We start from the raw sequence: 26,996 nt of genomic DNA on the forward strand, positions 1-26,996 counted from the left end.
ATGTGTATAAGAGACAGCCACCACCGCCACCGCCACCGCCACCGCCACCGCCACCGCCACCGCCACCGCCACCGCCACCGCCACCGCCACTCGTGACGGTGGTTCCCGAACCGGTGATGGCTGTGCCGGTGTCGGTCGATCCGCGCAAGGATTGGCGCCCCAAGGTCGATGTGGCGCCCGAGGTGGTTGCGCAGCTCACGCACCTTCAGCACCGCCCTCTACGTCCGGGGCAGCAGGTCTTGATGGCCTTGGCGGACACGTCGGCCGACCTTTTGACGTTGGCGGTGTTGCTGCGCACTTGGCGTGATCGAGGGGATGCGCCTTATTTGGTGCTGGTGCAACCGAATGCGCAACTCGATCTTCAGCTGTGGGATCGACGTTCCGTCCAAAGCGTGTTGCCGCAGCCCGATGCCGAGATCCTTCTGACGCTGCCGAAGGGTATTTTTGAAGATGTTTTTGCCCATGTTGCAGAGCACTTGAGTCCGCTGCTGGATTCGTATCAGCCTGCGGCCTTGCTCTCTCAGGGCGAGAGCGATGCGGCGTTGGCTTGTGCCTTGCTGGTTCATCAGCAAGGGATCAAGCTCGTGCGCCTCGACGGTGGGCGGCGTCATTCACCGCTGCTGCGTGAAAACGCGGTGATGATGGATCAGTCGGCTGACTGGCTCTATGCGGATATAACCACCCCCGCTGACGATGTGCTGCGGCATTGCGGCGTTTCACCGAAACGGGTCTGCCCCACAGGCGCACTCAGTGCCGATGCTTGGCACATGCTGCGGCCTCGTCTGCCCAGCTTGCCGCAAGTTTGGTTGGATGCGCGCGTGCCCGTTTGGCTTGGTCCCACATGGCTGGATCACCACCAAGGGGAGCCTTTTGCCGTGATCACTTTGGAGCTCAATGCCAACGATGAGACAGCGACAGAGGATTGCGTCAACTCAGTGCGTGAGTTGGCTCAAAGCACCCGCATTTTCTGGTTGATGAGCCGATCGACCCGTGTCGCCATGACCCGCTGGATGGCTCATCCACGTCGTCGACAGTGGAGTGACGTTGCCCTGCTGTGGGATCCTGCGGCGGCTCGGCTCTCTTCGTTTGCTGCTGATGCTGCGGTGAACGTGGTTCGGTTGTGGTGTGGTGAGTTGCCTGCGCTGGCTGATCAGGTGGCTGTTTTGGCTGCATCGGCAGCTTTGCTGGCGCAACCGGGCCATTTCTTGGCTGAAATGGCCCGCCCTGCCGGCATTCCAACGTTGTTGCGGTCAGGGGCCGAGTTTTGGCTCGATGCGAGTGCGCAGGAAGAGGTCGAGCGTCATGCTTGGGACGATGACACCGTGGCCCAGCATCTGCTGGGCTGGGGCCGGGATACGGCGGCGGCGAATCACCTTCGCCGTGCCGAAGCCTCTCAAACCGGTGCCGCCGTCACGATCATCAATCACATGGCGCTGCAGCAGTCCTTGGCCTCGACTTGATCTTGGATCATTCGTCGAGCAAGGCTTGGGCGAATTCGAGGGGATCGAAGGTCTGGAGATCTTCCATCTTCTCGCCCACGCCGATGAAGTACACCGGGACCGCGCCCAGACCCCGGGTCATGCGTTCCCGCACCCATAGCGCGATGGCGGCCAAGACCCCGCCCTTGGCCGTGCCGTCGAGCTTGGTGATGATCAGGCCCGTCAGCTGAATGGCGTCATCGAAGGCCTTCACTTGGGCCAAGGCGTTTTGTCCCGTGTTGCCGTCCACCACCAGTAAGACTTCATGCGGCGCACCCTCCATGGCTCTGCCCAGTGTGCGGCGAATCTTGCGCAGTTCATCCATCAGGTGAAGCTGGGTCGCGAGTCGTCCGGCCGTGTCTGCGATCACCACATCGCACTGCCGGGCTTGGCCTGCTTTGACGGCGTCAAAGCACACCGCAGCCGGGTCACCACCTTCTTGACTGACGATTTCAACGTGGTTTCGATCAGCCCAGACCCCGAGTTGTTCGCGGGCGGCGGCCCGAAACGTGTCAGCGGCGGCCAGCAGCACCTTGCCGTTTTGTTCCGCCAGATAACGGGTCAACTTGCCGATGCTGGTGGTTTTGCCCGCACCGTTGACACCTGCCACCATCATCACGGTGGGGCTGTGACGACCGACCACCAAGGCTCCTTGGAGCGGAGCCAGCAAGTCTGCAAGGCTTTGCACCAGCAATTGTTTGACGGCGGCAGGGTCGGTGGTTGCGCTGTCTTTGACACGGCGGCGCAAGTCATTCAAGAGAAATTCGGTGGCACCCACCCCGGCATCGGCCAACAACAGGGCGGTCTCTAGCTCCTCGTACAGGGCGTCATCGATCCGCGTGCCGACAAAGACCTGCGCAATGCTGGAGCCGGTTTTTTTGAGGCCCGCCTTGAGTCGTGTGAGCCATGAGCTGCGAGCGGCTGGCTCTGGCGCGGGTGCTCGCTGGACCTCCGACACAGGTGTTGGCAACGATGCCGTGGTGGGGGGCGTGGGTATGGCTGGCGGCGTCGCCGGGGGTGTGGCGGCGGGGGGGGTTTTCTTGCGGAAGAAACTGAACATGCTTGGGGGCCCTTAGGAGGCGTGGATTGTAGGCAGTGTGCTGTCTACAATCGCGCGCGTGCCAAAACCTTCTTCGATTTCTCCTCCTCCCAAGCCCGCCAAAGCGGCGGCTCCCCATGAGGTTCGTCTGATTGGCGGACGGTGGAAGCGCAGCAAGCTGCCTGTGCCGGATCGACCGGGTCTGCGACCCACGCCAGATCGGGTGCGAGAAACGCTGTTCAACTGGCTGGGCCAAGACTTGGCGGGTTGGCGAGTGCTGGATGCCTTTGCTGGAACGGGTGCTTTGGGCTTTGAGGCCGCTTCGCGGGGTGCGGCAGCGGCGGTGCTGCTTGAGCGGGATCCCAGTCTCGTGGCCGCCTTGCACGCCAGTCAGGCGCGACTCGGGGCGGTGCAGGTGACGGTTCAACGTGCCGACGCGCTCACGTGGATGAATCGGGCCAGCACGACGGCTGATTTCGATCTGGTGATGCTGGATCCCCCTTTTGGCTTGGACCTGTTCGAGGCGGCTTTGCAGGCCGCCCTCCAGGTGTTACAGCCCACTGGGCTCATCTATTTGGAGTCTGACCGGGATTGGCCGACAGCGGTGCTGGCCCCCTTGGGCCTGATGGTCCGCCGTTCAGGCCGGGCAGGCATGGTGCATTACTTTCTTCTTGAACGCTTGAAAACCCCTTTGCAGGAGTGACGTTTGTCCAAGCCCCCTTTGACCGCCGTGTATCCCGGCACGTTCGACCCCATGACCTTGGGCCACGAGGATTTGATGCGTCGCGCCAGTCGGCTGTTTGATCGCCTGATCGTGGCTGTCGCGGCGGGGCATCACAAGCGCACGCTGTTCAGCCCGGATGAGCGTTTAGAGATCGCTGGCGAACTGGCTGCGGCCTATCCCAATGTCGAGGTGATTTCCTTCCATGGCTTGTTGCGCGATCTGGTGATCAACCATGGTGGGCAAGTGGTGGTGCGCGGGCTGCGCGCGGTGAGTGATTTCGAGTATGAGTTTCAGATGGCGGGCATGAATCGCCAATTGATGCCCGAGGTGGAAACCCTTTTTCTGACACCCAGCGATCAGTACCAGTTCATCAGCGGTACTTTTGTGCGTGAGATCGCGCTGCTTGGCGGCGATGTGTCCAAGTTCGTGGCACCTTCGGTGCTTGAGCGGCTCAAAGCCAAAGTCGCTCAACGCCATGAAAGGATCTGACCGTGGCCTTGATGATCACCGATGAATGCATCAATTGCGATGTGTGCGAGCCCGAGTGCCCCAACGATGCCATTGCGCAAGGGGCGCAGTACTACGTGATTGACCCCAATCGTTGCACCGAATGCGTCGGGCATTTCGACACGCCCCAGTGCGTGCAAATCTGCCCGGTGTCGTGCATCCCGGTGCATCCGGAACACGTCGAAACCCCCGAGCAATTGATGCTCAAGTATCAGCAGTTGGTGTCTTTGGGGCGGGTTGGGGATGCTGCGCCTGATGAGGAGGGGGTCTGTTTTGGGGGTTTGGGTCGTTGAGGTTTGGCGTGTAAAAGTGCCATCGCCTTGCTCATGTCGCCGCTGAGAAAGGTCTCGGTGGCTTTGAGCGAATCCTCGATGCACCGATCGATGGCGATGCGGTCGTCCAACGACGGTTTGCCCAGCACATAGCCTGAAACCTCACCACGGGCCCCCGGGTGACCGATGCCAAGGCGCAAGCGCCAAAAATCGGTGCTACCCAGTTGAGCCTGCATGTCCTTGAGACCGTTGTGACCCGCAGCGCTGCCGCCTTGCTTCAGTTTCATCTGGCCCGGCGGTAAATCGAGTTCATCGTGCGCCACCAAGATTTCGTGCGGCGCGATCTTGAAAAATCGGGCCAAAGCTGCGACCGATTTCCCCGACAGATTCATATAGGTTTGCGGCTGCAACAGCCACACCGGACCTTGGGGGTGATTCACCCGCGCGACCAAACCGTGATAGTTGCGATCCGGTGTTAGCGTTGCGTGCCAAGGTTTGGCGAGCTGATCCATCCACCAAAAGCCCGCGTTGTGGCGAGTCTGTTCGTATTCAAACCCCGGATTACCCAGGCCGACAAAGAGCCGAATCATGCTGTTTGTGCTGATGAGAGGTGAAAAGAAAAACGGCCTGCCGTTCAGGGCAAGCCGTTTTCATGCAAGAGCGCGCGCGTTGCGCGGTGCAAGGGGGAAGAATTACTTCTTGCCCTTGGCAGCCTTGCCCTTGGCCGGAGCGGCGGCGACCGGAGCCACAACCACTTCTTCTTCTTGAGCCACAACCGTGGCAATGGCTGGGTTCTTGCGACCGTGGGTCACCACCTTGATGCCAGCGTCGAGCTTGATGTCGTTGACGTGCAGCGACTGGCCCTTGCTCAAGCCGCCGAGATCGACGGTCAGGAATTCGGGCAGCTTTTCAGCCAAGCATTCGATTTCAAGTTCGCTGACGATGTGATTGATCAGGCACTTGTCGAACTTGACGGCTTGCGATTCAGCTTCGTTGATGAAGTGCAGCGGCACCTTCTTCTGGATGCGGGTGGTGGCATCGACGCGCTGGAAGTCCACATGCAGGACTTGTTGCTTCCAAGCGTGCATTTGCACGTTGCGCAGCAGCACCTTTTCGACTTGACCGGCCAGATCCATCTCCAAGATGGAGGAGTGGAAGGCTTCCTTCTTCAGAGCGTGGAAGAGGGCGTTGTGATCGAGTTCGATGTTGGCTGGGGTGCCAGCACCGTAGACGATGCCAGGAACGCGGCCAGCAATACGCAGGCGGCGGCTCGCTCCGGTCCCCTGCAGTTCACGCGCGAAAGCGACGAATTTCATGATGTTTTCCAACGAAGAATGGAAGGTACCCGCGACCAGGTACCCGAAAAAAACCGCAGTAGGCTCGCGCCTTCAGCGGTCACGATTGGATCAGAAGTTGTTGTTCTGTTCCGAGAAAAGCGAGGTCACTGAATCCCCGTCCGAGATACGGCGGATGGTTTCAGCAAACAAGAACGCGGCCGACAGTTGCCGAATCTTGGTGGTGTTGCGGGCTTCTGGCGCCAGCGGAATGGTGTTGGTGATCACCACTTCATCCAGATGCGAGGCCTTGATGCGCTCAATGGCCGGGCCCGAGAAGACCGGGTGAGTGCAGTAAGCGTAGACGCTCTTGGCCCCACGGCTCTTGAGCACTTCAGCGGCTTTCACCAACGTGCCAGCGGTGTCGATCATGTCGTCCATGACCACACAGTTGCGGCCTTCAATCTCACCGATGATGTGCATCACCTCAGAGACATTGGCTTTGGGCCGGCGCTTGTCGATGATGGCCAGATCACAACCCAGTTGTTTGGCCAAGGCGCGCGCGCGCACCACGCCGCCGACGTCCGGCGAAACCACCACCAAGTTGTCGTAGCGTTTGCTTTGCAAGTCAGAAAGCAGCACCGGCGAGGCGTAGATGTTATCGACCGGGATGTCGAAGAAGCCTTGGATCTGATCGGCGTGCAAATCCATGGTCAGCACGCGGTTCACACCGGCCGCTTCGAGCATGTTGGCCACCACGCGGGCGCTGATCGGTACACGGGTTGAGCGCGGACGGCGATCTTGGCGGGCGTAGCCAAAGTAGGGAATCACGGCGGTGATGCGGCGAGCCGAGGCGCGCTTCAAGGCATCCACCATGAACAACAATTCCATCAAGTTGTCGTTCGTGGGCGCGCAGGTCGGCTGAATGACGAAGGCGTCGCGGGTACGAACGTTTTGTTGGATTTCGATGGTGACTTCACCATCGGAGAAGCGCCCAACGCTGGCTTGACCCATGTCAACGCGCAGTTCGGTGGCGATTTCTTGGGCCAGCGCCGGATTGGCGTTGCCCGTGAAGAGAACGGTGTCGGCGAGCATGCTGTCGATCCCGGAGTGATTCGGTGGAGAGCCGAAGAAGAAACGCCCACCGTTTCCGGCGGGCGCTTACGAGCCATGAACGAACGGTGATTAGACCGTCGATAACTTTTGGCAGGGGAAGAAGGATTCGAACCTTCGCATGTCGGAATCAAAATCCGATGCCTTAACCAACTTGGCGACTCCCCTACACCGGAAACCCCGAAAGGTTGCCTTGAAACTTGTTGTTGTCATCGACCCAATGTCGCAAAGGATGCGACACCAAGCTCTGACAAACACGATGCGTCCAATCACTGGGCAGCGTCACCAAAAGCTGCTTTTGTGCTTCAAGGGCTTCTTGAGAAGGATCCTTGATTTGAACAAACACTGCACTTCCTGAGCCACTCATCCGAGCGAAAGAACCAAAGCTGCTTAGCAGTCTGATGGCTTGACTTACTTCTGGACTGTGCTGTTCGGCACAAGCCTGTAAATCGTTGCTTCCGAAGCCGGTTGGCTGCTCAACGAAAGCCGCTATTGTAGTGGTCTTTGTGTTGCGTGGCAAGAGGGGGTTTGAAAAAATTGCCGCCGTTGGGATGGATGCCGGCGGCTTCAGCACCACGAAGGTGCTTGTTGGCAGGGTTAGAGGGCTCAGGATCTCCCCAATACCCTCCACCCATGCGTTGTGCCCGCCGACAAAAAAGGGCACATCGGCCCCGAGTTTCAACGCCAAATCGAGCAAGACCTTGCGCGGATAGTGCAGTCCCCAGAGTCGATTGAGAGCGATCAAAGTTGATGCAGCATCCGAACTACCGCCACCCAAACCTGCCCCAGAGGGGATGTGTTTCTCGATGGTGATGTCCACCCCTTGCAGGGTACCGCTGAACTCCCGCAGCCGTCGGGCCGCTTTGATGCAGAGATCTTCGTCCGGCAAAGGGGGGCCAAGGTCGATGCGATGCAGTCGTCCCGAGGCATTGCGCTCGAAATGCAGCGTGTCGCACCAGTCGATTAGTGTGAAGGCTGATTGCAGCAAGTGATAGCCGTCAGGCCGACGGCCAGTCACGTGCAGGAACAGGTTCAGTTTGGCGGGTGCCGGAACATCCAAAAAAGCCTGGGGACACATGAGCTTGGGACGGAGAAGAAGGGTTTCGAAGATCAGGGGCGGTCAAGACGAATGCGTAGTCGCAATTCTGGGTGTGCGAGGCCTGCATCGGTGTTGGCAGCTGTTGCGGCGGCCCGTTGGGCAAGGATGCGGCCCTCGTTCAAGCGTTGCAAGTCGATCGTCCAGCCCATTTGCTGAAAGCCGGGGGTTTTGTCGGGCAGGGCTTCACTCGCAGCCTGAGGCCAAGGGCGGCCTTCGATCCAGTCGAAGAGCGCTGTCAAAGGAATCGACTCCCCAAAGACCGCCAGCGCCATGTGATCGAGGCTCTGGAAGGTGTGTTGCTCGCTGCCTGTGCTGAGGGTCACCCGTGTGGGTGTCCATGTGGCTTGGGCCAACCGAGTACCGAGCATCCCGCTTAAGAGGAGTTGGCCACGATCTGCTGAACCTTGGAGTTCAAAGTCGGCGTTGAACGATCGGCTGGCATCGTTCACCACCTGCATGGCCATGCGACCGCTGGTGATCTTTGTGATCGATGGCGGCGGCGTGGCGCAACCGCTGAACAGCGTTGCTGCCAAAGCTGCACCGACGAGGTCGCGTCGAGAAAAGACAGGGCTTGCGCTCACGGATGGGCCTGAAGCTTCACTTGAAGTCGCTTGAGCGTTTCTTGCAACACCGTGTTGTGGTTGTCGCGCTGTAGGCCATCGTTCCATATCTGCCGAGCATGGTCTTGTTGACCACTGACCCACAACGCCTCGCCCAAGTGAGCGGCAATCTCCGTGTCGGGTCGGCGGTTGTAGGCTTTTTGCAGCAGATCCACCGCTTGGGGGTAATGGCCCATACGGAACTCCACCCAACCCAAGCTGTCCGTGATGTAGGGGTCACCCGGGGACAGAGACAGCGCTTTGGCGATCAGATCGCGCGCTTCCTCCAGCCGTTCGTTGCGCTCAGCCAAGCTGTAGCCCAGCGCGTTGTAGGCGTGATGATGGTCGGGCTTCAGGGTGATGACCCGGCGCAGGAGTTGTTCCATTTCATCGAGATGTTGCAGGCGCTCAGCCAGCATGGCTTGCTCGTAAAGCAGGTCAGCGTCATCGGGAAGTTGCTGATTGCCTTGACTCAGCACGTCATAGGCTTGGGCCCATGCTTGCGCATCCCGCAAAATTTGCGCCTCACTGCCAATCCGCAAGCGCAATTCGCTGGGTGTGGACTGGGGCAGGGTGTGGATGAGCTCCAAGGCGTTTTGCAGCTGACCTTGGCGCTGAAGTAACGAAGCCCGACGGATGAGGACGTTGTTGTTGTCGCTGTCCGTCTCGCTGAGTTTTTCGAGCCAAGCTTGGGCGCTTGCGTAGTCTTGGGTTTGTTCGGCGGCTTGGGCCAGCATCAAGTAGGCTTGGGCGCGCTCGCGGCGATCGGGATGCTCATCATCCACCTCGCTGGCATCGTCCTCGATATCCACCGGCATGTGCGGTGCTTCGGTCGAGGACGAGGGTGGTTTTTTCTCGTCGAGCGCTAAAAAGCGCTGCAAAGAGGCGAGGGCCTTGGCGGGTTGGTTGACTTCCATTTGCAAGGCCCCCAACAACAGCCACCCAGGCGCCATGTCCGGATGGGTGTGGGTGAGGGTCTCGGTCTGGGCCAGGGCTTCAAGGTAGCGGTGCTGGCGCGTGAGTCGGCGCGCGTAACCGATGCGAATCGAGATCGTCTGGGTGTTGGGCTGATCAAGATAGTGGGTGACCAGTTTTTCTCCACGAGGCTCGGCATCCATCAGGTCTAGGCCCAATTGCGCGGCGGGCTCAAGTCCAGGTTCGGCCTGCTGCGCTTCGTCGGCCAGACGCAGGGCGCGATCAACATCACCGGCCATCGCCCAACTGCGGGCCAAGACGGCCAAGCTGACGCCCCGCGTGGGTTTGGCCTCCCGCCACGGTTTCAGAACCTCTTCGAGCCATTGCGCCGCAGCTTTTTGATCTTGGCTGCGCAGCAAAATGCCGGTCAAGCCGGTGATGGCCGCTGAGCGTTGCGGGGCGGGTGTGATGTCGAGCATCGTTTGCAAGGGCTCCGTCGCCTCGGCGCTGCGTCCGAGCGCGACCAAGACCACCGCTTGGGTTTCAAGGGCATGCACGGAATGGGGCAACGCTTGGCGCCAGAGTCGCGCTGTGTGGAGTGCCTGTTCCCCTGCCCGGTTGTTGATGGCGATTTCAACAGCGTGCCGAAACAGCGATTCATCCCGGCTGTGCCGAGCTGCTTCCAGTGCCCATGGATAAGCCAAGCCTGCTTCGCCACGACGCAGTTCGATTTCGCTGGCGAGAAGTCGATAAAACACGTACTCGTCGAGCGCTGAATAGCTGTGTGCAGGCGCTAAGACGGGGGGCGTCGATGGGGTCTGAGCATGGGCGGTAGGCCATAAGAGGGTCAGACTACCGGCCAGGAGCAGAAAGGTCCAGGGCCGGACTTGGAGACGCAGTGGCATGGGGGAACTCCTTCAGGGCGGAGATTCTAGGTGGGCCGGTGGCCTTGATAATGTCGCATGCCTGAACTACCTGAAGTCGAAGTCACCCGCTTGGGGCTGCTGGACGCCCTCAGTGGCGCAACCATCCACGGCCTTGTGATGGGCAAAGCCCTGCGCTGGCCTTTGGGCTGTGACCCGTTGCAGTTTGTTGGCTGGCGCATCCTGACCGTGCAGCGTCGAGGCAAGTACCTTTGGATGCCCATGCGTGCGTTGGTCGAGAGGGCTCAGGGTGATGGGGGATTGTTGTGGCACTTGGGCATGTCCGGATCTTTGCGATGGGGTACCGCTTTGGGCGAACTTGGGCGGCATGACCATGTACAGATGCAAACCGATCGAGGTGAGCTGCGATTGACCGACCCGCGCCGTTTTGGCGCTGTGGTTTGGTCGCCGTCTCTGGAAGCTGCGCCGGCCACCACCTTGCTGAACCATCTTGGCGTTGAACCGTTATCAACCGACTTCAAACCAGAGGTGCTGTTCAAGGGCCTTGCAGGACGGCGTATCAGCATCAAGCAAGCTTTGCTTGCCGGTCATGTGGTGGTCGGCGTTGGCAATATTTATTGTTCTGAAGCTCTGTTCTTGGCCCGTATCGCTCCGCAACGCCCGGCAGGTTCGCTGACACATGCCGAATGTGCGCGGCTGGTTGAAGCGATTCAAGCCACATTGACGGCAGCCTTGGCGGCTGGGGGATCGACTTTGCGTGATTTTCAAAGTGCTCATGGGGTCAATGGCAACTACCAAGGCTTGGCGCATGTCTATGGTCGGGCTGGACAGGCGTGCAGGGTGTGCACCGAGGTGATTGAAAAAGAAGTCCAAGGCCAGCGCGCCACCTACTTTTGCCGACGCTGCCAATCCGCCTGATTTGCTGCCATGAGCGCATGATCGATGTACACCCCCGATTCAGGCGGGAGGCATGTCGGATTGCGTTACGAAGAGTTGTCTGCTTGCATGGGCCTTGCGCTACCATGCCGAGACCCTTTCACACCGGTCTGGTGATGTCCGAGTTTGCTTCCGAATCCGCCCATACGCCTTTTGTTCGCAGTCTGGATGCCTTGGGCATTTGGCGCCTCAATTTGGAGGTGCGCCTGCGCGATTTGGTGCGATTTCTGCGCGAGCAAAGCCTGTTGGATGAAACCGCCAAAGATCTGCTCGATTCGCTGCGTCAGCGTCTTGCAGAAGAGAAAATGGTGGTGGCCTTTGTGGCCGAGTTTTCGCGCGGTAAATCCGAGCTGATCAATGCTATCTTCTTCTCCGATGCGGGTCGTCGCATCATGCCGGCCTCGCCCGGGCGAACCACCATGTGCCCCGTCGAGTTGGGCTGGGACCCTGATGAGCCCGTGGGGATGGCGCTGCTGCCCATTGAGACGCGACTAGAAGGGGCTTCCTTGGCTGAACTGCGGGCTCAGCCCCGGGTTTGGATCCATACCCCCCTTGATATCAAAGATTCAGAAGCGTTTGCGAAGGCAGTTTCGGCCGTCATGGATACCCGGCCCGCCACCTTGGCAGAAGCGATGGCCTTGGGTTTTTGGAGCGAGGACCACCCACGTGATAACCCGCAGCGCAATGCTGACGGCCGAGTCGATGTTCCTCTTTGGCGTCATGCGTTGATCAACGTGCCCCATCCCTTGCTCAAGCGGGGGTTGGTGGTGTTTGATACGCCGGGGTTGAACGCCATCGGTGCTGAGCCCGAATTGACGGTCGGTTTGCTGCCCAGCGCACACGGGGTGGTCTTTGTGTTGGGTGCGGATACGGGCGTGACGCGTTCTGATCTTGAAATCTGGCAAGACCATTTGACGTCCCAAGCGCTGACACGCTATGTGGTGTTGAACAAAATCGATGCCTTGTTCGATCCACTCTCCCCCCCTGAACACACCGAAGCGCAGATCGCGGTGCAATGTGCTCAGGTGGCCAAGATGCTGGAAATTCCATCCGCACGGGTATTCCCGATCTCTGCACGCCAAGCCTTGAGCGCCCGCATTGATGGCAATCCGCGGTTGCTGACCGAAAGTCGGCTGCCCATTTTTGAAGAGGCCCTGGCGCAGCAGTTGTTGCCGCAACGACGGCAGATCTTTGAGCAACTCACCCTTGAAGCCTTGGGTCATGTCGAGCGTCAGACGACACATCACTTGGACGATATGCGTCGGCAGCTGAGCGATCAACTCGTCGAGTTGCGGGGCCTGCGGGGCAAGAACGTGCACAAGGTCACCGTGATGTTGGACCGTGTGAGCGCGGAAACGGCTGAATTTGAGCGCTGTATCGCGCAGTTGCAAGCCTTGCGTGGTGTGCATTCCCGCATGCTCAAAGAGCTCTTGGCCGGCATTGGTGGCGATGCCCTGCGGCGGCTGGTCGATGGCACCATGCGCACCATCCGGGAATCGTTGCTCAAGCTCGGTGCTCGCAAAGCCTTCAAAGAACTGTTCACTGAGCTGGGACTCTTGCTTGAAGAAGCCGAGCGGGAAGGGCGTGAGATTCGGGACTTGCTGGCCTCGGCGTACACCCAACTGAACACCCAGTTTGGTTTCAGTTTGGTACCGGCAACTCCCCCAGATCTGACCCGTTACCGGGATGATCTTTCCTTGATTGAGCGCAATTACACCCAGTACTTGGGTGTGACCCAAGGTTTGCGACTGTCACAGCCGCGTTTTCTTGAACAGTTTCGCCGCATGTTGCTTTCGCGTCTGCGAGTGGTGTTCGAAGGGGCGGGTAACGAGGTCGAGGTCTGGAATCGCAGCGCCTCCGGTCAAATTGATGTGCAACTGCGAGATCGGCGGCGTGGCTTCAAGCGGCGGCGTGATGCCTTGGAGCGTATTCGCGGTGCTGCGGGAGAGTTGGAGCAGCGCCTGAGCGAACTCGAAGCTTACGATCGGCGCGTCCTAGATATGGAGTCTCGTTTGGCGGAATTGTTTGCGGGGGCTCGGCGTGTTGCCACTCAGCGCGATTTCTCGGTTCACGAAGAACTGCCGTCCTTGGTCCCGCCCTTGGGACCTCGCCCCGATATCGAGATTCCCACCCTTGGCGCCATGGCCCTCTGACCCAACGATGTTGACGACCTTGCTGGCCACGCGGGCCCGAGCTTTGGCCCCCCTGTTTGCTCGGGATTTGGTGGTCTGGCAGCGCCATCAAGGGCGCCATGACCTGCCGTGGCAACGTGATCGGGATCCTTATCGGGTTTGGCTGTCGGAGATCATGTTGCAGCAGACCCAAGTGAGCACGGTGCTGGGGTACTTTGAGCGCTTTTTGCACCGTTTCCCCGATGTCCATGGGTTGGCGGCCGCCTCCTTGGATGAGGTCTTGGCCCAGTGGGCTGGGCTGGGGTATTACCGCCGTGCACGGTTTTTGCACCAGTGTGCTCAAGCGGTGGTGCGCGATCACGGCGGGGTGTTTCCGCGTCAAGCGGCGCAGTTGGTGACCTTGCCGGGGATCGGCCCTTCCACAGCAGCGGCAATCGCTTCCTTTTGTTTTGAGGAACGGGTTTCGATCATGGATGGCAATGTGCGCCGTGTGTTGTCGCGCTTGCTGGCTTGTGAGGCCGATCCAGCGACCACCGCCACCCAGCGAGCACTTGAGACCGCAGCAGCCGTGTTGTTGCCGCTTCACGCTGACGTCATGCCGACCTACACCCAAGGTTTGATGGATCTGGGGGCCACGCTGTGTACGCCGCGTGACCCGGCGTGTGGGCGCTGTCCGATGGCCGCTTCGTGCCATGGCCTGCAATCGGGTGAGCCGCAGCGCTATCCGGCCAAGGGGCGGCGACTGGTGCGCCAGCGCCGAGAGAATTGGTGGCTTTGGGCCCAATGCGGCGATCAGATCTGGCTTGAACAGCGTCCGGATCAGGGTGTTTGGGCGGGGTTGTGGACCTTGCCGTTGCTGGATAGCGCGGCTGCTTGCCAAGAACACCTGGGTGGCGGGTCGATGCAGGCGTTGCCGGTCATCCAACATGCCCTGACCCATTTCGACTGGTTTTTGCACCCTGTCAAAGGGAGCATCGCCACGGCCTCACCACGTTTCAGATCGCAAGGGCGCTGGGTGCCTTTCACGGCGCTGGCTGGGCTGGCGCTGCCGGCGCCGCTGCAAAAATTGCTGAAGTCGATCAATCCTTGACGATGCCGTGGCGGCGTAAAAAGCCATCGACCAGTTGCAGGCGGACCCGGGGATCGGGCAGCGTCATCAACTGGTATTTCAGTGGGGTGGGGATGGGCAACAGCTCGCACCAGCGATTGGCCACCCAGCCGGCATCGTGAAAACGATGGGGACGGGCCACCGGGGGTGTCTTGCCTTGGGCTTCAAAGACGTCCAGCGCCCGTGCCAAGGCTTGAACGGCCGCGCTTTGCCACTCAGCCGACGGCGCTTGGAGCGGGTCGGGATCGATCAGTCGGGCTTCGACGTGCCATAAGCCCTCGCTGTCGCAGGTTGGGGTTTCCATGTCAAAGCGCTGCACGCCTTGGCAACGCAGGTGCATGACCTCGGTCGATGGGCTATCGCAAGCCACCAACTCGGCCAGACAGCCGATGGACTCGAAGGGGACGGGGGGATGCTCAGAGGCTGGTTTCAGCGTCACCACCCCAAAACTGCGACCGCTGCGTAGACAGCTGGTCATCAGGGCCTGATAACGGGGTTCCACCACCTTGAGATTGAGCCGGCCGTCAGGAAAGAGCACGGCCTGAAGCGGCAAGAGCGCCAGCTTCATCCGGCAGCGGCGCGCGTTTCCAGTTCGCGGTGCCTGACCAAGGTCGGGATCCGGTCGCGGAAGCGTTTGGAGAGTTGTTCGGCGCAGTACACCGAGCGGTGCTGACCGCCGGTGCAGCCGACCGCCACGGTGAGGTAGCAGCGTTGATCGCGGGTGAAGGACGGCAGCCAGTGAGTCAGAAAAGCTTCAATCTGTTTGAGCATCTCGGCCACTTCGGCCTCGGCCTCAAGGAAACGGATCACTGCGGGATCACGGCCGGTTTGCGCCCGCAGTTCAGGGACGTAATGCGGGTTGGGCAGCATGCGTAGGTCAAACACCATGTCGGCGTCACGGGGCACGCCGCGCTTGAACGCAAACGATTCGAAGGTCAGCGTGAGGGAGGCCTGCGCTGCGCCGGCAAGTTGACGGATCCAAGCGCGCAACTGCACCGGGCGCAAGTCGCTGGTGTCGATGATGGTCGAGATTTCATGCAGTCCGGCCAGCATCTCGCGCTCATGGCGAATCGCTTCAATGAGCCGCGTATGCATCGCATCGTCTTGCAGGCCCTGAGACGACAGTGGATGGCGTCGGCGCGTTTCGGAGAAACGGGGCACCAAGGCTTCGGTGCGGGCATCGAGAAAGATCGGCAGCAGCTGAATACCCGAGCGCCGCAGGTCGTCGATCATGGCCAACAAAATAGGCAGCGACAAGGCGCTGCGGACATCGGCAGCGATGGCGATGAGTGGCGTGCCTTTGATGCGCTCCAAGTTCAGAAATTCGCGCAGCAACTCCGGCGGCAGGTTATCAACACAGAAGTAACCGGCATCTTCCAAGGCGTTCAAGGCCACGGTTTTGCCGGAGCCGGAGATGCCAGCAATCAGCACAACCGGGGCGGTGTGTGTCGGGGATGAAGGGGCAACGGATGTGTTCATGGACAAGGAGGGTTAAGGGCACCATGGGCCACCGTGGCAGGGCGATGCATTGTCACTCCAACGCCTGTGGCGCGTACGGGGTCAATGTCGCCAACATGGCCCTTGCGTGCGCTAAACCGACCTCGGAGTGGGGGTGGCCCCCTAACATGCGGGATAGTTCCTCGACACGGGCCTGCGGGTCCGCTGTGCTGATCTGGCTGCGTGGGCGGCCACCCGCACTGTTTTTACTGACGATGAGGTGCTGGTGAGCGCAAGCCGCCACTTGGGCCAAATGGGTGATGGCGAGCACTTGGTGCGTTTGCCCCAAGCGTTGCATCAGTCGCCCGACGGTTTCTGCCACCGTGCCGCCGATGCCCGCATCGACTTCATCAAAGATCAAGGTATCCACCCAGCGATCTTGTCGGGTGGTGACGGCCAGCGCCAAGGCGATGCGTGACAACTCGCCGCCCGAGGCAACCTTGTTGATGGCCCTTGGGGTGGTACCGGCATGACCCGCCACCTGGAATTCGACGTTTTCCAAGCCGTGGCTTTGAGGCTCGGGCAACGGCTCCAAGGCGATCTCGAAACGGCCCCCCGCCATGCCGAGGCTTTGCATGATCTGCGTGACGCTTTGAGCCAAACGCGGGGCGTGCTCTTGGCGGGCCTTGGAGACGTGTTCGGCCGCTTGACGAAAAGCGGCCTCAGCGTGTTGTGTGGCCGCGACCAAAGCGTCCACATCGGTGGCCGCGTCAAGGGTGGTCAGTTCGGTGCGCCAGGCAATCAACGTGGCGGGCAGATCTTGCGGTTGGCGGCGATAACGTCTTGCCAAGCTCATCCAAGTGGCCATGCGGGCGTCAAGTTCACCCAAGTGCTCAGGGTCCAGATCGGTATGGCGCTGCACGCTGTGCAGGGTGCGTACCACATCGGCCAGTTGAGCTTGGGCTTCTTGCAAGACGGTGACGGCTTCGGCCAGCTGTGGCTCGTGGGTGACCAAGGGACTCAGGGCGTGCAGGGCTTGTTCTACCCAGCGGCTGGCGTTGTCACTCTCCGCCTCGCTGAGGACGTTGAGCGCTTGGTGCACGCCGTCCAAGATGCTCTGGGCGTGGGCCAAGCGCTGGTGATCGGCGTTCAGCGTTTCCCAAGCGTGTTCGACGGGAGCCAGCTTGTCGAGTTCGCTGATCTGCCACGCCAAGCGTTCGCGTTCCTGTTCAAGACTGGTGGCGCGGGCGCGGGCGTTGTCGAGTTGGGTTTGGGCGTCTTTCCATGCGCTCCAAGCTTGGGTGAGCCCGGTGTTGTCGATGCCCGCAAAGGCGTCAAGAAGGGCGCGCACCGCAGCCGGTCGGGTCAGGCTTTGCCACGCATGTTGGCCGTGGATATCGACCAAGTCTTCGCCCAGTTCCTTGAGTTGCGTGAGGGTGGCCGGGCTGCCGGCGATCCATGCGCGGCTCTTGCCTTGGGCATCGACGCTGCGGCGCAGCAGGAGCGGCTCAGCGGGGTCAAAGCCTGCTTCTTCGAGGTGTTGAACCAAGGAGGGCGGCAGGTGATCGAACTCGGCGCTGATCTCAGCTCGGGCACAGCCTTCGCGCACCAAGCCAGCATCACCGCGTCCACCCAGCACCAGTTGCAAGGCGTCGATCAAGATCGATTTGCCCGCCCCGGTTTCACCTGTCAGCACAGAAAATCCCCGACCAAAGTCGATCTCCAAACTCTCGACGATGACGAAATCGCGCAGCACCAGCCGTTGCAGCATCAGAAGCCTCCGGGGACTTGCACACCACCTTCGTTCCAATGCAACTTGCGGCGCAAAGTGGCGTAGTAACTCCAGCCGCGTGGATGCAGAAAACGCACGCGGTTGGGTGAACGGCGCACGATGACCTGATCTTGCAAGATCAAATTAGCGATCGACTGCATGTCGAAGTTGGCGCTCATCTCCCGACCGGCCACGATCTCGATGCTGATGCGGCCCGAGTCGGGCAGCACGATGGTGCGGTTGGACAGGGTGTGCGGTGCAATCGGTACCAGCACCAGTCCGGCAATGCCCGGATGCACGATGGGCCCGCCGGCTGAGAGCGAGTAAGCCGTCGAGCCGGTGGGCGAGGCCAAGATCAAGCCGTCGGCGCGGAAGTTGGTGACGAACTGCTCGTCCACGCTCACGCTCAATTCGATCATGCCGATGCCACTGCAACGCACCACCACATCGTTCATGGCGGTGGCCGAGAGGATGACGTTGCCGTTGCGGAGCACTTGGCCTTCAAGAACGGCGCGATGCTCTTCCTCGTAGTCGCCCGCGACGATGGCGCACAGCGCCTCATGCAAAGAGCTGATCGGTACATCGGTGATGAAGCCCAAGCGACCTTGGTTGACGCCGATCATGGGCACATGGAACGGCGCAAGCTCGCGTGCGATGCCCAGCATCGTGCCGTCACCGCCCACCACCACCACCAAGTCGCACTCACGGCCCAACTCCGGGACAGTCAGCGACGGGTATTCCGTGATGCCTGTGGCCAGCGCGGTACGCGCTTCGATAGAGACATCCAGCCCTTTGCGTGATAGCAAATGGGCAATGTCTTCGAGCAACGGTCCCATGCCGTGTGCCTGATACTTGCCGACCAGCGCGGCATGACGAAAGCGACTCACCATGGTCGGAAATTACACCACAGCGCTCAGCTTCGACCGTGACGCGAGGAAACAAGCGCTCGCCAAGGCCTCAAACGGATCGATTCCGAGCAAATACCGACCCCTACAATCATTTCCATGTTGGATCAACGCGCCAAAATCCTGCTCAAGACCTTGGTTGAGCGCTACATCGCCGATGGCTTGCCCGTCGGCTCCCGGACTTTGTCCAAAGCAGCGGGACTGGAACTTTCGCCAGCCACCATCCGCAACGTCATGTCCGATCTGGAAGATCTGGGCCTGATCGTCAGCCCACACACCTCGGCGGGGCGGGTGCCCACCCCTCGGGGCTATCGGCTCTTCGTCGATACCATGCTGACCACGTCGGGGGCGCGGATGGAGGAAGAGTCCCAGCGTTTGGGGGCCATGCGCGAGCAACTCCAACCCGATCAACCCCGGCGCGTGATCGCCAACGCCGCACATCTGCTTTCCAATCTGTCCCAATTTGTCGGGGTCGTGACCTCGCCGCGTCATGGGGCGGTCTTTCATCAGATTGAGTTCTTGCGCTTGGGTGAGCGGCGCATCTTGCTGATCTTGGTGGCCAGCGATGGTGATGTGCAAAACCGGGTGCTGCATACCGCGCAGGACTACACCCCGAGTCAGCTCACCGAAGCCAGCAACTTTCTCAACAGCCACTACAGTGGTCGCACCATCGAGGCGGTGCGCGAGTTGCTGCACAACGAGACCGAGCATCTGCGCAGCGAAATCACCACCCTGATGCAAGCAGCCGTGCAGTTTGGCAGTGATGCGGCCAGCGCCGAGTCAGAGCAAGTGGTGATCGCGGGCGAGCGCAATTTGCTCGGCGTGCAGGACTTTGGCGCCGACATGGGCTCGCTGCGCAAGATGTTCGATCTTTTCGAGCAAAAAACGCTCTTGATGCGCTTGCTGGATGGCTCCTGTCGTGCTGAAGGGGTGCGGATCTATATCGGCGGCGAAAGCGGCGTCATTCCCATCGAGGAGCTTTCAGTGGTTTCGTCTCCCTACGTGGTCGATGGCCAGCTGGTTGGCACCTTGGGGGTGATCGGTCCTACCCGCATGGCCTACGATCGCATGATCCAGATCGTGGACATCACCGCCCGCTTGGTGGGCAACGCCTTGAGTCAGCCCAAGTAGAGGTCCTGCGTGGGCGCGCTGCGTCTACAATGCGCGCCGACTCGACAGGGGGCCGTTAGCTCAGTTGGTTAGAGCAGAGGACTCATAATCCTTTGGTCGTTGGTTCAAGTCCAACACGGCCTACCATATAAATCAAGGACTTAGGCGCGATGCCTTGGTGTCTTGACGGGTGAATCTGAATTCCGTAGCCACATCGTAGCCACGGTGAATCTGCACCCCTTCGTGCGGGCCAAGTGGTGGCGCCTAACTGCGCACCTTGAAACATTCGAATGTTCGCACTTTGGCCCTTCTTGGGGGGGGGGCTTGGGCGGATGGCAAAGAGTGGTGCAGAAAGGTGAACCCTACAGAGTCTAGGGTTCACTGTTTGTTGGTCGATAGAACCCTATATGGTTTTGATCCATCAGGGCGCTATCACGGCGTGCGGCTTCGGCGTGCGTTTTTGGCCCCTTGCCCTTGCTTGTCATGATGCTCGTGAAGCTTTCGCCGGTTTGGATGGGCTGGCGCTGCCCACCTCAAACCCTAGGGATTCGGCATAGGTGCGCGGGTCGTGTTCGATGGCATCCCGAAAGGTGGGCCAAAGTTTGGACTTCAGCACCGGGTCATGGATGGCCCGCAGGCGTCCCAAGACAGCGGCGGCGGTGTCTGTTCGGCTCCCGCCTGACATCCGGGCCGCGCCTCGTTTAAGTCCGAACTCTTGCCCTACCTTGGCGTGAAATTCGGTTTGTAAGGCTTTCAGCCGTGACGGGCCGCCCACAAGGTCAGAACCCACCATGCGGCCCTTCACCAGTGGTAGGCACAAGACATGAAGGTGGGGCGTTGCTTCGTCGTGGTGGGCGTCCGCCGATAGCACCGGGCCGAAGGTCTCGCGTGCCCACTCGATACACCGGCCAAAGTAGGCGGCGGTATCGACCCCAGCCCCATCGGCGGGCAGCGAAAAGACGGCCTCGATAGCCCGCACGGCATCCTTGCGTAGCTTGCCCACGCCTGCCGCATCCATGAGCGTTTGCGCGTATGCCGCGACCCCTTGCGGGTGTCGGCTCCTTCCATCCTCACATTCATGGCGCACCGGCTGGCGTCGATGTGGCTACCGCACCCAAGCTCCGCAGCAATGGCCCTTCGGTTGTGCTTGGCGGCCATGCTCACGATGTTGGCCCCGGTCAGCTTTTTGAGTCTGAGCACGGCTGCCGCGCTCATGGTTTGCGTGGTTTGCGACTGCGGGCCACCCATGCCCACACAAGCCGCTTTCCTTTGGGGGTGAGGTAGTAAACGCCTCGCTTCACTTCTTTGCCGTCACGGTCAAAGACGGGCGTCTTGGCGCATGGCAGGCAGTCAGACAGCCCCAGCGCTCGCAGTGCGGCGATGGCTGCCGGTCCATTGCTGGCCCCGGCGATGCTGTCGATGTCCTCGCGGGTGCGGGGCCGCGTCAGTAGTGCGGTCAGGATGCGCATATAGCGCGGGTTCGCGGTGCCGAGAAACCGTGAAGGTGCGTTCGTCTTCATGCTGCTACCCCCAAGACACGGCGTAACTCCGCAACGGGCCATGCAAGCCGCCCATTGATGCGAATCGGCCGCAGTGGGCCGCGCTCAAGGCTTGCCCACAGGCGCAAGGTTTGTGCGGCACGGTTGAGGTGAAAGGCCGCCTCTGGGGTAGGCAGCGCGGTGCGGGTTTCCTGTGCCAGCGGCACGGGTTGAACGGTCTTTGTAGACATGTTTGAATCTGTTGATTCGTTGAACATGTCCCCCATTATTTAAATAAATCGGCAGGGAGGTGCCTGCCAATCACCTGCCAATTACCTGCCGTTCAATCGTCGAATGTGCGCTTTAACATCCTCTGAGAATGCCTGCCGCGTGATGCCTTCTTGTCTGGCAAGTGCGCCGATACCCCTTGGCAGGTGCGCGTAGTCATCTGTGGGCATCGTTAGCCCCGCATCTAGGCACATTTGATAGCGCCTTGCTTGTCGGTTTTCCGTTGTTTTACTTGGCTCGGGCTTCGGTGGATGCGCTCGCTCTTGTCTGGCGGCATATGTTCCAAGGTCTTCCCTCTTCACCCTGAACGCATCAATGCTCAGAATGATGATTGCTCTCATCGTGCCTTCGATTAACTCGGCATCATCAGTAAAGCCAGTGCCGTTAACACTGGTTTCACCAGCGGCCAAGAATTGCAGGCAATCTTTTTTGCCGACTCGAATCAACTCACCTTTTTCAGCCTTCCGGTTGCGTATGCCGTAGCTCTTTACTTTGCTTGGGTCTTTCCCAAGCGCAGCATGCATGGCACGGATGCGTTCTGGGGTGGGGACCACGATTTTTTCGGGTATGAATCCATTCTCTACAACAGGGCTGTAAAGGGTTATGAGCCCTTCAGCGGCATCTTCGAGAATTTTCTTTGCGGTGCGTTGTATGCCTTGCCTAGACAGCCATTCACTGCATTCGAGCAGGCTCGCAATCAGTGGCGGTTCAGCCTCTTTAGGCGTATACGGAACGTTGGCCATCTGCACCCCTTCCGGTGCCCTTCATCGTGGTGCAACGGCAGGCTGGTGAAGGTGTCCCGCTTTTCGGCCCGGTTTCGACGCGGGCCTATCCGTGGCAGAAACTTCAACTGGGCATGCGCTCAATCCGCACCACGGCGCGGCATCCAAGGGCTTGGGCGTAGCGCTGAACGGTGCGCAGCGAGGGCGGACGGCGGCCGCTTTCTAGGCGGGCAATCGTGCTTTGTGTGGTGCCCATGCGCGTGGCCAATTCTTCCTGAGTCAGTCCGGCACGGACGCGGGCGGCGATGAGTTCCTTGGCGGCTTCGAATTCGGGCTCTAAGGCGTCGTATTCGGTGCGGATTGCAGGGTGGCTCAGCAGCTCAGCTTTGAGGGTTTTCAGGGTCTTCATGGTGCGGTCTCCAAGCGGTTGCGGGCGATGCCGTCACGGCCTTGCATCCGCATTTCCCACAGCTTGCCCTCCAAAGGGCGCACATGGGGCAACCCAACGTGATGGGGCCCGAACTGCTCCAAAAGTTCGGATATTCGGATAAATCTTGCTTGCATATCCGCAGGCAGCGCCAGCAATTCAGGCTCGGCCAGCGGGTGAAGTTCAACCGTCCACATGCTCATAATATGCCTATTTTGCTATTTTTGTGAAACCACGCGCAAGGGGGCGGGTTCCTTGCTGGCGCTGGGTTGTTGGATGCAGTCATCGGTAGCGGTCGGATTTTCTGAGCACACTCTTCACTGTCACGGGGCATGGCGGCCTAATTTGGCCTCACAGATGAAGGTCCACCCATCCTTGGATGTGTAACGCACAAACCTCGTCATGGCTGTTGGCATCATGATTTCTTGATGGATGTCAATAGTCGCGCCCCATCCGGGCGTATCGTCCCGGGGCGTGTCGGCTTTCGATCATCCGAGAATGATCTGGCCAAATCAGGTAGGTCTTTTCGAAAAGCTGCTTTGGCCTGTGATGGATGTTTTGAGTCTTAGAAGAAAATATCGCTATCAGATTTATTTTCTCGCCATTGTGTTGCCTTTTCTGGCTCTGGTGATTTATCAGATTCAGATTTCGTATCATCGTGCTAAAGATTCTGCAAGCACCAATGCGAAGAATTTGAGTCTTGTGATCGAATCCAGAATAGCGCGTGATTTTGAGGCTGCTGAGCATGTGGTGGCAACCATGGCCAGGGAGATCGATCCAAAAGCGATGAATATCGGTTATGCGGAGAAATTTCGTCCCAAAGTGACGGCTTGGCTCAAGTCTTATGTTTATGCTGTGTCATCTGCTTCAGCTTTGCGGTATTTTGATGTTCATGGGGATCGTCTTTATACGAGTTACCCGGGTGAATCTGCGGTCAACATATCGGATCGGTTATTTTTCAGAAAACTCAAGCAAAATCCATCGGCATCTATTGTGTATTCAGAAGTTCTTGTGGGGCGCTACACAGGCCGGGCTTCCATGTACATTGCTAAATCGGTGGTTGATGCTGATGGTTTATTTTTGGGTGTGGCGGTGACAGCCATTGATCTGACCGCCATACAAGATGATTTTAAAAAATTATTCGTGGGTCATCGGGGGGTGATTGCTTTGCGGCGTCTTGATGATGGCGCTTTGGTGGTTGATTATCCAAGTTCCGGGGTGTCTGATAACAAGCCTTTTTTGGCATCTCCTGCGCGGGTTGCTATTTTGGGTGACGATCTCACCGGTTCGATGGAAATGATTTCTCCCGTGGATGGCGTCAAACGTATTTATGGTTATCGCCCGATTGGGTATATGCCATTTTTTGTCGTGGTTGGTTTGGCTGATGCGTACTACTTGAAAGAATGGTATGGCGATGTGCTGATGATTGGGGGGTGTTCTTTTTTATTCGTTGCGATTTTGTCGATGATATTTTTTGCCTTGGCAAGATCAGAGCGGCGTCGAAGCGAAAGTGAAGCCGATTTGCGGTTGAGTGAAGAGCGATTCAGATTGCTGATTCAGAAGAATCACGCCGTCATCTTGCAGATTGATCCTGCCAGCGGTCAGATTACCGATGCCAATGCCGCTGCGTGTCATTTTTATGGTTGGACCCATCAAGAGTTGTGCTCCAAACGTATTGATGAAATCAATACCTTATCGCCAGAATTGATCAAGCAAGAGCGTCTTTTGGCTTTGGAAGAAAAGCGCAACTACTTCATCTTTCCACATCGACTGGCCAATGGTGACACCAGAACCGTTGAGGTGCATTCGACACCCTTGAATATGAATGATCGCGCCATGCTTGTTTCGATCGTTCACGATGTGACGGATCGAGTGCGCGACGAGGTTCAGATTGAAAAGCTACTTGCTGAACAAAAAGCCATCATTGATAGCGATTTGGTGGGTATCGTCAAGGTAAGTTACCGTCACATTGTTTGGGTCAATACGGCTTTTGCCAGGATGCTTGGTTATAAAAATCATGAACTGATTGGTCGTCCCATCAGGATATTGCACCCCACTGAAGATGCATCCTTGGCATTTTCAGCATCGGTGAAAGAGCAAGTGGCGCGGAATGCTTATTTCAGAACAACGGCGCAACTTTTACGCAAAGATGGGGGTCTTTCTTGGTTCGATATTAATGTGGGGCCGATCACGCCGGGTGTGATTCATGAATCTATTGGTGCTTTGGTCGATGTGAATGCACGGATGAACTTTGAATCGGCGTTGATTGAAAGTGAAGAACGTTTCAGAATCATCGCTGACTACACCTACGATTGGGAATATTGGCAGGGCGTTCATGGCGATATGATGTATGTCAGCCCTGCTTGTGAACGTGTCAGCGGGTACGCCCAAGCTGATTTTTATGCGCATCCGGATTTGTTGGGCAGCATCATTCATCAAGAGGACAAGAAACTTTATGATGATCATAAGCAGCATCTTTTGACGGTCCCAGAATCCGATGTGATTTTTAGAATCATTCGCAAAGATGGTGAAGTTCGTTGGATTGCGCATGGCTGCCGAAAAGTGGTGACCGATGACGGGCGCTATTTGGGCTTGCGCTCCAATGATCGTGACATCACCGATCTTAAAAAGGCTGAGCAGCGTGCTCGGGAATTGGCCTTTTTTGATCAGCTGACAGGTTTACCGAATCGAAGAATGCTGATGGATCGGCTCGAACAGGGGCTCTCACAAGCCAAGCGCTTTCATCGGGCCATGGCGGTGATGTTCATCGATTTGGATCGTTTCAAACAGGTCAACGATCGCTTGGGTCATGAGGCGGGAGACGATCTTCTGAAAGAGGTGGCTCGTCGGTTGGCCGGATGTGTCCGCGCTGCCGACACCGTTGCTCGTTCAGGCGGGGATGAGTTTGTGGTGGTTCTGACCGAAATTCAAAACCCGAATGACGCCATCTTGGTGGCTGCAAAAATCCTGCAAATCATCCAGATTCCGGTTTGCCTTGTTGGGCAGATGGTCGATGTTTCCATGAGCATTGGCATCGCTCTTTACCCCGAAGGTGGGCAAGACGATGCCAACGCCTTGATGAGAAAGGCAGACACCGCGATGTACGCCATCAAAGGCTCAGGTCGCAATGGCTACCGGGTGTTTGAGGCGGCTTCGGAGGCTGTGTAAGAGATTCCCACTGCAATCCAAATTTCAGAAGATATTTGCGCAGTCGGTCTGCATCATTGACGGTGGATCGTTGCGTGCGTGAGCGATCAAACAAGGTGCGACCCGCCTCGGATAGCGTCCGGGACGCTTGGCAGATGCCGATCACGGCTTCTAGTTGGAGGCGGTCGAAGAGATCGAGGTCTTCGATCACGTCCGCAGCCAACCATTGGCTCAGATCAGATGCGGGTGCTTTCGGCCTCTCTTCTCGTTGCCAAAGCCAGTGCAGACGTTGAATCTCGGCGTCCACCAGCCCAAGGGCAATGCGACCACCATCAGCCAGTGTGGCCAAGCGCGTCACGCTGGCTGATAGATCCCGAAAATTGCCCCGCCAGCGGGCTTCTGAGGCGTTGGCAAATTGAAGGTAGCGCGTTTTGGCTTCGGGGGTAAAGCGAATGGCGCGCCCTGCTTCGACGGCAGCTCGCGTGAGCAAGTGTTCGATGTTGGGTTCAATGTCTTCTGGGCGTTGGGCCAACCCTGGCAGGGTGTACGACCAGATGTTGATGCGTGCAAACAAGTCTTCACGAAAGCGCCCTTGCGCCACGTCCCGGCGTAGATCGCGGTTGGTGCCCGCGATTAGCTGGAAATCGCTGCTGATTTCCCGGTCGCTACCCATCGGCAGAAAACGCTTTTCTTCCACGGCTTTGAGCAGCATGGCTTGCTCATCGGGACCGAGCTCGCCAATTTCATCCAAAAACAGCATTCCTTGATGTGCTGTTCGCAGCAGACCTGCGCGGTCCGTCACGGCACCTGTGAACGCCCCTTTTTTGTGACCGAACAGGGTCGATGCAGCGCCGTCCCCCCGGAGGGTGGCACAGTTCACCTCGACAAAAGGGCCTTGAACTTGATGGCGTGATTTTTTCAGTTCATACATCCGGCGGGCCAAGTGTGATTTGCCGGCACCCGTTGGGCCGCTCAGAAGGATCGGGGCTTGTGATCGCACGGCCACACGCTCGATTTCTTCGATCAGGGCATTGAAATGCTTGTTGCGCGTTGGAATGCCGCTCTTGAGGAAATCCAGTGCTTCGGCTTGATCTCGGTTGAAACGTTGGGTGAGTACGTCGTAGCGCGACAGATCCAAGTCGATCAGCGTGTAGCTACCAGGGTGGTTTCGGCCTTGGCGCTTGGGTGGCGCAGTCTGAAGCAACACCCCGGGGATGAAACGGGACTCCACCATCAGAAACATGCAGATCTGTGCGACATGTGTGCCGGTGGTGATATGGGCCCAGTACTGCTCATGCTCCGTGTCGAAGGCATATCCCCTAGCCCAGTCGTATAGAGCAGCGTAGACCTCACCAAAGTCCCAAGGGTCCGCAATGTCCATCTGGATCAAGTGCACCTCGGTCTCTGGTGACACGCTGGCAATGTCGTCCATCAACCCTTGGGCCAAGGTGTGGGCACTGCTGGGGTAAAGCAACTCCAGCCGGTGAATGAGTGTGTCTTCGTGCTGCACCAGCGATAGGGTCGGTCGCCACTTCTCCCAGCGGCCAGCACCACGCCCAGAGTCCAGTTGTGTACCAAGAAAACCAACAACAACGTTCTTGCGGGGCATATTTTTAAATCTATAAAAATAG

Annotated in this window: 27 protein-coding genes and 2 tRNA genes; 10 read left to right on the forward strand and 19 right to left on the reverse strand. The window is 58.7% G+C overall.

The annotated features are described in order from the left end of the window. Positions 1-98 precede the first annotated feature (98 nt). Entirely contained in the window at positions 99-1,460 is a 1,362-nt protein-coding gene (locus AB3X39_RS09695; protein WP_369417171.1) for a UDP-N-acetylglucosamine 2-epimerase, read from the forward strand. A 7-nt stretch (positions 1,461-1,467) separates the two neighbouring features. Here the strand turns inward: AB3X39_RS09695 and ftsY are convergent, their stop codons facing one another. Beyond that, the gene (gene ftsY / locus AB3X39_RS09700) at positions 1,468-2,538 is read right to left on the reverse strand and encodes a signal recognition particle-docking protein FtsY (protein ID WP_369417172.1); all 1,071 of its coding nucleotides are present in this window, start codon (positions 2,536-2,538) and stop codon (positions 1,468-1,470) included. Between the two features lie 58 nt (positions 2,539-2,596). On the opposite strand from ftsY, the gene rsmD reads away from it, so the two are divergent. The 3 genes from rsmD to AB3X39_RS09715 are packed head-to-tail and all read left to right on the forward strand — an operon-like array spanning position 2,597 to position 4,041. Beyond that, entirely contained in the window at positions 2,597-3,220 is a 624-nt protein-coding gene (rsmD, locus tag AB3X39_RS09705; protein WP_369417173.1) for a 16S rRNA (guanine(966)-N(2))-methyltransferase RsmD, read from the forward strand. 3 nt (positions 3,221-3,223) lie between these two features. Further along, the gene (gene coaD / locus AB3X39_RS09710; protein ID WP_369417174.1) at positions 3,224-3,730 is read left to right on the forward strand and encodes a pantetheine-phosphate adenylyltransferase; all 507 of its coding nucleotides are present in this window, start codon (positions 3,224-3,226) and stop codon (positions 3,728-3,730) included. 2 nt (positions 3,731-3,732) lie between these two features. After that, a complete protein-coding gene (locus AB3X39_RS09715) occupies positions 3,733-4,041 on the forward strand; it encodes a YfhL family 4Fe-4S dicluster ferredoxin (protein ID WP_369417175.1) in 309 nt (102 codons plus the stop codon). On the opposite strand, the gene pth is transcribed toward AB3X39_RS09715, so the two are convergent. The 7 genes from pth to AB3X39_RS09750 form a co-directional block, all read right to left on the reverse strand. Continuing rightward, positions 3,960-4,610, reverse strand: a complete 651-nt coding sequence (gene pth, locus AB3X39_RS09720) for an aminoacyl-tRNA hydrolase (protein ID WP_369417176.1) — start codon at positions 4,608-4,610, stop codon at positions 3,960-3,962. The genes AB3X39_RS09715 and pth overlap by 82 nt on opposite strands. Positions 4,611-4,712: 102 nt before the next feature. Then, positions 4,713-5,336: a 50S ribosomal protein L25/general stress protein Ctc gene (locus AB3X39_RS09725; protein WP_369417177.1), complete on the reverse strand. Its 624-nt coding sequence runs from the start codon at positions 5,334-5,336 to the stop codon at positions 4,713-4,715. Between the two features lie 90 nt (positions 5,337-5,426). After that, the gene (locus AB3X39_RS09730; protein ID WP_369417178.1) at positions 5,427-6,389 is read right to left on the reverse strand and encodes a ribose-phosphate pyrophosphokinase; all 963 of its coding nucleotides are present in this window, start codon (positions 6,387-6,389) and stop codon (positions 5,427-5,429) included. 109 nt (positions 6,390-6,498) lie between these two features. Next, positions 6,499-6,575 (reverse strand) — tRNA-Gln (locus AB3X39_RS09735). Continuing rightward, positions 6,574-7,485 (reverse strand): 4-(cytidine 5'-diphospho)-2-C-methyl-D-erythritol kinase, encoded by a 912-nt coding sequence (gene ispE / locus AB3X39_RS09740; protein ID WP_369417179.1) that lies wholly within the window; start codon positions 7,483-7,485, stop codon positions 6,574-6,576. The genes AB3X39_RS09735 and ispE overlap by 2 nt, the downstream gene beginning before the upstream one ends. Positions 7,486-7,517: 32 nt before the next feature. Continuing rightward, complete coding sequence (locus AB3X39_RS09745; RefSeq protein WP_369417181.1) at positions 7,518-8,087, reverse strand: lipoprotein insertase outer membrane protein LolB; 570 nt, start codon at positions 8,085-8,087, stop codon at positions 7,518-7,520. Then, on the reverse strand, positions 8,084-9,925 hold the full coding sequence (locus AB3X39_RS09750) for a tetratricopeptide repeat protein (protein WP_369417182.1): 1,842 nt from the start codon (positions 9,923-9,925) through the stop codon (positions 8,084-8,086). The genes AB3X39_RS09745 and AB3X39_RS09750 overlap by 4 nt, the downstream gene beginning before the upstream one ends. Positions 9,926-9,982: 57 nt before the next feature. Here AB3X39_RS09750 and mutM point away from each other — a divergent pair, with 57 nt between their 5' ends. The 3 genes from mutM to mutY all read left to right on the forward strand — a co-directional run bounded on the left by mutM (position 9,983) and on the right by mutY (position 14,062). Beyond that, entirely contained in the window at positions 9,983-10,822 is an 840-nt protein-coding gene (gene mutM / locus AB3X39_RS09755; protein ID WP_369417183.1) for a bifunctional DNA-formamidopyrimidine glycosylase/DNA-(apurinic or apyrimidinic site) lyase, read from the forward strand. 104 nt (positions 10,823-10,926) lie between these two features. Continuing rightward, a complete protein-coding gene (locus tag AB3X39_RS09760; RefSeq protein ID WP_369417184.1) occupies positions 10,927-12,993 on the forward strand; it encodes a dynamin family protein in 2,067 nt (688 codons plus the stop codon). A gap of 7 nt (positions 12,994-13,000) precedes the next feature. Continuing rightward, complete coding sequence (gene mutY, locus AB3X39_RS09765; protein WP_369417185.1) at positions 13,001-14,062, forward strand: A/G-specific adenine glycosylase; 1,062 nt, start codon at positions 13,001-13,003, stop codon at positions 14,060-14,062. Here mutY and AB3X39_RS09770 read toward each other — a convergent pair. Genes AB3X39_RS09770 through AB3X39_RS09785 form a run of 4 tightly spaced genes read right to left on the reverse strand, consistent with a single transcriptional unit; the run spans position 14,052 to position 18,178 of the window. Continuing rightward, positions 14,052-14,648: an LON peptidase substrate-binding domain-containing protein gene (locus AB3X39_RS09770; protein WP_369417186.1), complete on the reverse strand. Its 597-nt coding sequence runs from the start codon at positions 14,646-14,648 to the stop codon at positions 14,052-14,054. The genes mutY and AB3X39_RS09770 overlap by 11 nt on opposite strands. Next, positions 14,645-15,559 carry an RNase adapter RapZ gene (gene rapZ / locus AB3X39_RS09775; RefSeq protein WP_369417187.1) on the reverse strand — a complete coding sequence of 305 codons (915 nt, stop codon included), beginning with the start codon at positions 15,557-15,559 and terminating at the stop codon, positions 14,645-14,647. The genes AB3X39_RS09770 and rapZ overlap by 4 nt, the downstream gene beginning before the upstream one ends. Positions 15,560-15,611: 52 nt before the next feature. Beyond that, on the reverse strand, positions 15,612-17,288 hold the full coding sequence (gene recN / locus AB3X39_RS09780; protein WP_369417188.1) for a DNA repair protein RecN: 1,677 nt from the start codon (positions 17,286-17,288) through the stop codon (positions 15,612-15,614). After that, entirely contained in the window at positions 17,288-18,178 is an 891-nt protein-coding gene (locus AB3X39_RS09785) for an NAD kinase (RefSeq protein WP_369417189.1), read from the reverse strand. The genes recN and AB3X39_RS09785 overlap by 1 nt, the downstream gene beginning before the upstream one ends. Before the next feature lie 114 nt (positions 18,179-18,292). On the opposite strand from AB3X39_RS09785, the gene hrcA reads away from it, so the two are divergent. After that, positions 18,293-19,324: a heat-inducible transcriptional repressor HrcA gene (gene hrcA / locus AB3X39_RS09790; protein WP_369417190.1), complete on the forward strand. Its 1,032-nt coding sequence runs from the start codon at positions 18,293-18,295 to the stop codon at positions 19,322-19,324. A 49-nt stretch (positions 19,325-19,373) separates the two neighbouring features. Beyond that, positions 19,374-19,450, forward strand: a tRNA-Ile gene (locus tag AB3X39_RS09795). Positions 19,451-19,784: 334 nt separating this feature from the next. Here the strand turns inward: AB3X39_RS09795 and AB3X39_RS09800 are convergent. From AB3X39_RS09800 to AB3X39_RS09825, 6 genes are all read right to left on the reverse strand, one after another. Continuing rightward, positions 19,785-20,321 (reverse strand): plasmid recombination protein, encoded by a 537-nt coding sequence (locus AB3X39_RS09800; RefSeq protein WP_369417192.1) that lies wholly within the window; start codon positions 20,319-20,321, stop codon positions 19,785-19,787. A gap of 193 nt (positions 20,322-20,514) precedes the next feature. Beyond that, positions 20,515-20,823, reverse strand: a complete 309-nt coding sequence (locus AB3X39_RS09805) for a hypothetical protein (RefSeq protein WP_369417194.1) — start codon at positions 20,821-20,823, stop codon at positions 20,515-20,517. Beyond that, positions 20,820-21,032, reverse strand: a complete 213-nt coding sequence (locus AB3X39_RS09810; RefSeq protein WP_369417195.1) for a DNA-binding protein — start codon at positions 21,030-21,032, stop codon at positions 20,820-20,822. The genes AB3X39_RS09805 and AB3X39_RS09810 overlap by 4 nt, the downstream gene beginning before the upstream one ends. Before the next feature lie 81 nt (positions 21,033-21,113). Continuing rightward, positions 21,114-21,812 (reverse strand): hypothetical protein, encoded by a 699-nt coding sequence (locus AB3X39_RS09815; RefSeq protein ID WP_369417196.1) that lies wholly within the window; start codon positions 21,810-21,812, stop codon positions 21,114-21,116. A 103-nt stretch (positions 21,813-21,915) separates the two neighbouring features. Continuing rightward, complete coding sequence (locus AB3X39_RS09820; protein WP_369417197.1) at positions 21,916-22,200, reverse strand: helix-turn-helix domain-containing protein; 285 nt, start codon at positions 22,198-22,200, stop codon at positions 21,916-21,918. Continuing rightward, complete coding sequence (locus tag AB3X39_RS09825; RefSeq protein ID WP_369417199.1) at positions 22,197-22,415, reverse strand: type II toxin-antitoxin system RelE/ParE family toxin; 219 nt, start codon at positions 22,413-22,415, stop codon at positions 22,197-22,199. Before AB3X39_RS09825 ends, AB3X39_RS09820 begins: the two co-directional genes overlap by 4 nt. 277 nt (positions 22,416-22,692) lie before the next feature. On the opposite strand from AB3X39_RS09825, the gene AB3X39_RS09830 reads away from it, so the two are divergent. Beyond that, positions 22,693-25,386, forward strand: coding sequence for a sensor domain-containing diguanylate cyclase (locus AB3X39_RS09830; protein ID WP_369417200.1), 2,694 nt, complete (start codon positions 22,693-22,695; stop codon positions 25,384-25,386). On the opposite strand, the gene rtcR is transcribed toward AB3X39_RS09830, so the two are convergent. Further along, on the reverse strand, positions 25,328-26,974 hold the full coding sequence (rtcR, locus tag AB3X39_RS09835) for an RNA repair transcriptional activator RtcR (RefSeq protein WP_369417201.1): 1,647 nt from the start codon (positions 26,972-26,974) through the stop codon (positions 25,328-25,330). The genes AB3X39_RS09830 and rtcR overlap by 59 nt on opposite strands. Between the last annotated feature and the right edge of the window lie 22 nt (positions 26,975-26,996).

It is taken from the genome of Leptothrix ochracea (assembly GCF_041083635.1).
Taxonomy (GTDB): Bacteria; Pseudomonadota; Gammaproteobacteria; order Burkholderiales; family Burkholderiaceae_C; genus Sphaerotilus; species Sphaerotilus ochraceus.

Excerpts from the sequence above, each read along its gene's own strand:
- ftsY (WP_369417172.1), bottom strand. The coding sequence starts at position 2,538 with ATGTTCAGTTTCTTCCGCAAGAAAACCCCCCCCGCCGCCACACCCCCG.
- pth (WP_369417176.1), bottom strand. The coding sequence starts at position 4,610 with ATGATTCGGCTCTTTGTCGGCCTGGGTAATCCGGGGTTTGAATACGAA.
- AB3X39_RS09725 (WP_369417177.1), bottom strand. The coding sequence starts at position 5,336 with ATGAAATTCGTCGCTTTCGCGCGTGAACTGCAGGGGACCGGAGCGAGC.
- AB3X39_RS09730 (WP_369417178.1), bottom strand. The coding sequence starts at position 6,389 with ATGCTCGCCGACACCGTTCTCTTCACGGGCAACGCCAATCCGGCGCTG.
- ispE (WP_369417179.1), bottom strand. The coding sequence starts at position 7,485 with ATGTGTCCCCAGGCTTTTTTGGATGTTCCGGCACCCGCCAAACTGAAC.
- AB3X39_RS09750 (WP_369417182.1), bottom strand. The coding sequence starts at position 9,925 with ATGCCACTGCGTCTCCAAGTCCGGCCCTGGACCTTTCTGCTCCTGGCC.
- mutM (WP_369417183.1), top strand. The coding sequence starts at position 9,983 with ATGCCTGAACTACCTGAAGTCGAAGTCACCCGCTTGGGGCTGCTGGAC.
- AB3X39_RS09760 (WP_369417184.1), top strand. The coding sequence starts at position 10,927 with ATGCCGAGACCCTTTCACACCGGTCTGGTGATGTCCGAGTTTGCTTCC.
- mutY (WP_369417185.1), top strand. The coding sequence starts at position 13,001 with ATGTTGACGACCTTGCTGGCCACGCGGGCCCGAGCTTTGGCCCCCCTG.
- AB3X39_RS09770 (WP_369417186.1), bottom strand. The coding sequence starts at position 14,648 with ATGAAGCTGGCGCTCTTGCCGCTTCAGGCCGTGCTCTTTCCTGACGGC.
- rapZ (WP_369417187.1), bottom strand. The coding sequence starts at position 15,559 with ATGAACACATCCGTTGCCCCTTCATCCCCGACACACACCGCCCCGGTT.
- recN (WP_369417188.1), bottom strand. The coding sequence starts at position 17,288 with ATGCTGCAACGGCTGGTGCTGCGCGATTTCGTCATCGTCGAGAGTTTG.
- AB3X39_RS09785 (WP_369417189.1), bottom strand. The coding sequence starts at position 18,178 with ATGGTGAGTCGCTTTCGTCATGCCGCGCTGGTCGGCAAGTATCAGGCA.
- hrcA (WP_369417190.1), top strand. The coding sequence starts at position 18,293 with ATGTTGGATCAACGCGCCAAAATCCTGCTCAAGACCTTGGTTGAGCGC.
- AB3X39_RS09800 (WP_369417192.1), bottom strand. The coding sequence starts at position 20,321 with ATGGATGCGGCAGGCGTGGGCAAGCTACGCAAGGATGCCGTGCGGGCT.
- AB3X39_RS09805 (WP_369417194.1), bottom strand. The coding sequence starts at position 20,823 with ATGAAGACGAACGCACCTTCACGGTTTCTCGGCACCGCGAACCCGCGC.
- AB3X39_RS09810 (WP_369417195.1), bottom strand. The coding sequence starts at position 21,032 with ATGTCTACAAAGACCGTTCAACCCGTGCCGCTGGCACAGGAAACCCGC.
- AB3X39_RS09815 (WP_369417196.1), bottom strand. The coding sequence starts at position 21,812 with ATGGCCAACGTTCCGTATACGCCTAAAGAGGCTGAACCGCCACTGATT.
- AB3X39_RS09820 (WP_369417197.1), bottom strand. The coding sequence starts at position 22,200 with ATGAAGACCCTGAAAACCCTCAAAGCTGAGCTGCTGAGCCACCCTGCA.
- AB3X39_RS09825 (WP_369417199.1), bottom strand. The coding sequence starts at position 22,415 with ATGTGGACGGTTGAACTTCACCCGCTGGCCGAGCCTGAATTGCTGGCG.
- rtcR (WP_369417201.1), bottom strand. The coding sequence starts at position 26,974 with ATGCCCCGCAAGAACGTTGTTGTTGGTTTTCTTGGTACACAACTGGAC.